General features: G+C 63.7%; 2 protein-coding genes and 1 pseudogene. All 3 read right to left on the bottom strand.

The genetic code is table 11. From position 1 onward, the window contains the following. Positions 1-386 (bottom strand): annotated as a pseudogene (locus ACTHQX_RS21605) (multicopper oxidase domain-containing protein); the annotation flags it as partial. 177 nt (positions 387-563) lie between these two features. Further along, the gene (locus ACTHQX_RS21600; protein ID WP_440159287.1) at positions 564-1961 is read right to left on the bottom strand and encodes a GAF domain-containing serine/threonine-protein kinase; all 1398 of its coding nucleotides are present in this window, start codon (positions 1959-1961) and stop codon (positions 564-566) included. Positions 1962-2099: 138 nt separating this feature from the next. Further along, complete coding sequence (locus ACTHQX_RS21595; RefSeq protein WP_440159286.1) at positions 2100-2357, bottom strand: hypothetical protein; 258 nt, start codon at positions 2355-2357, stop codon at positions 2100-2102. Between the last annotated feature and the right edge of the window lie 525 nt (positions 2358-2882).

Genomic DNA, 2882 nt, shown 5'->3' with positions numbered 1-2882 from the left:
CGCCCCGCGCGGTGGAACCGCATCTCATGCGGCTGCGCGAGGTTGTTGTGGACCATGATTTCGATGGTGCTGCCCGTCTCGGCGATCAGCGTGCGCGGCGGAAAGAAGCTGGCCCAGTATCCGCGGCGGGCAAGGAACTGCCGGGGGAATGCCGGGTCTGGCCGCAGCGGCGCGGGCCTGCCATGTGGCGGGAGCGGGGCGCCCAGCGGGTAGGTCCGGCTCGCCACGACCCGGCCGTTCGCCGTGATGACCCGCTGGCCCATGGCCAGCGCCGGGTTCGGATCGTTTAATGCCGTGCGGCGGTCCCCGAAACCACGGTGATAGACCAGCGAGCCGTCCACCATGGGCACGAATCCGTCGTTAACGTGGATGTCCAAAACTGGCATGCCGACCCCCCCACGTGCTGGGGACCGGAACTAAAGCTGGAATACAGGTCCATATCGCCCCCAATTGCGCTTTCAGACTGCCCCCATGGTTGTGCCTGGAGCCTAGGGAAAGCTTGGGACCGCCTCGAAAAGGCGCATGTCCTTACATGGGCCGCACCGGCGGCGCTGTTGACGCCCCTATGTGACGACGCCGGTATCCAACGCTGCATGCAGCCCGGCTGCTGCCTCAAGGCGCAGCTCCAGGTCGGTCATGACCACCGCGGCCAGGTCCCGCAGGTTTGCACTGTCCTCGTCCGTCATGGTGCGGGGTTCGAAGTCCAAAATGCAGAGGGTGCCCAGGTTGTAGCCGCTCCGGGTCTTGAGGGGAGCGCCGGCGTAGAATTTCAGGCCGAACTCGCCAGCGACCAGCGGATTGAGCAGCGTCCGCGGGTCCTCCGGCGCGTTCTCCACGACCCAGAGATCGTCCTGCAGGATCGCCGACGCGCACAGGCCCGGATCCCTGCTGATCTGCTCCACGTCCAGCCCGTGGTGGGACTTGAACCAGATCCGGTCATGATCCACGATCGACACGATGGCCACCGGCACCGAGAACAGTCTGGCAGCCAGCGCGGTGACTCTGTCGAAGGCGCCGTCCGAGGGAGTGTCGAGGATGCCGTAGCTGTGCACCGCATCCATCCGGGCTTCCTCGTCGGCGGGAATGACGGTGGCGTCAACCTTGTGCTTTCCGCGGCTGCTCAGGGACAGCTCATACAGGGCCTGGCTCACCTCGGTGGTCGACGGCCTGTCCTCCGGGTTCCGTGCGGTCATGGCCGCCAGGAGGAGCCGCCACTCAGGCTCGACGTCCTCCGGGATATGGGGGTCGTCCATCAGGCGGGCGAGGGCGCTCTGCAACGGATCACCCGGGAAGGCCTGCTGCCCGGTCAGGCTCTCGAGCAGCACGAGGCCCAGGGAGTAGACATCGCTGGGCGGCCCTATGGGCTCGGCCTTTGCCTGTTCGGGGCTGAGGTAGCCCGCGGTGCCAAGGAATCCGCCGTCGTGCAGGTCCGGCGCGTCAGCCATCAGCGCGATGCCGAAATCCGTCAGCTTTGCGTGCATCCGGGCGGTGTCGTGCTGGTAGTCGAAAACCAGGATGTTACCGGGCTTGACGTCCCGGTGGACCACGCCGCTTTCGTGGATGTAGGCGAGGGCGTCCGCCACGTCATAGCCGATTTCGGCCGTGTGCCGGGAAGAGAGCGGGCCTTCGGCGAGGCGACGCTTGAGGTCCGGGCCTTCCACGAGCTCCATGACCAGGTAGATGCGGGTGCGGCCGGGCTCTTCCCGGTCGACGCCGGCGTCGAGGAGCGTGATGAGGCTGTGGTGGTTCAGGGCCGCCAGGACTTTGACTTCGGCGTCATCATCACGTGCTGTTTCATGTGCGGCGTTGCTTTTGTTGATGACCTTGAGAGCTACTTCGCGCTCGAGGGACAGGTCGACGGCCCGGTACACGTTGGCCATGGCGCCGGAACCGATCTGTTCCACCACCCGGTACCTTTCGCCGATGACTGCGCCTTCTGCTACGCCGGGTTGTACGGCCATGAGGTACCTTGATTTTCCCGCCCGGCCCCGGGCCGGCGATATTAGTGCGTTGAAGCGCTGTGATGCAGTATGCGCCAGAGACATGGTTTTGGATACACGGAAAGAGCCGATTTGCATCGGCTCTTTCTGTGGTCCGGCCTAGATGAGGCTGGGGGCGCTTGCCAGTATGTAGTCAGCGGCCGCGGGACCCGTCATGGCCAGTTCGCAGTTCTCCGGATCGATGCTGCGCTCCCTAAGCGCTGTGAACAGAGAGCCGGGGGCGGCTGGCTGCAACTGGTGGATCAGGCACCAGCTGGTGTAGAGGCCGTAGAGTTCGTCGGGGCCGAGGACGGTGTCGGTCTCCCGCTCAGTGGTCAGCGCCTGGGCGACAAATTGTTCAAAGTGGGTGGCATCCATTTTTTGGCTCCTCGTAGGCATGCACATTGATCCGCCGTGTCTGCTTCAGCGATAACGGATCTCTGCCCAGTGGGCCAGCGATCTACCTGAAATTTATGCGAGACAGACTGTTCTGTCTAGTCGAGCCGGGGGATGCGCAAAGTCGCATCTTGAACGCTACTTTCAATGAGTGGTAACGACACCGGGCGGTCAGCATTTGCTGTCCGCGCAGCATGTCCAGAAAGGTTCGCTCTGTGGCTCCGGCCCTCGAGGTCAGGGACGATTTGCGGGAGCCTCCGGGGCCGTGTAGAGTCTTTCGAGTCGCCGCCGCTGAAGCGGAAAAATAGCGACCGACCCCCTTTCAAACAGCCTGAAAAATGGCGCACTCAACGGTGTGCCGCGGACGGGCCGGGGACCTCCCTAGCAAGCGAAAATCGCGGAAACGCCGATTTGCAAAGCTTCGACAAAGCGGGTAAGTTTGAAAAGTTGCTCCGGAGCGATCCTGAACGTTGGTTTGGGTGGTGCCGGGTGTGTCTGTTGTTTGAG

The sequence above is a fragment of the Arthrobacter sp. SAFR-023 genome (genome assembly GCF_051965295.1).
GTDB lineage: Bacteria > Actinomycetota > Actinomycetes > Actinomycetales > Micrococcaceae > Arthrobacter.
This window is presented reverse-complemented; position numbering and strand designations above follow the sequence as displayed.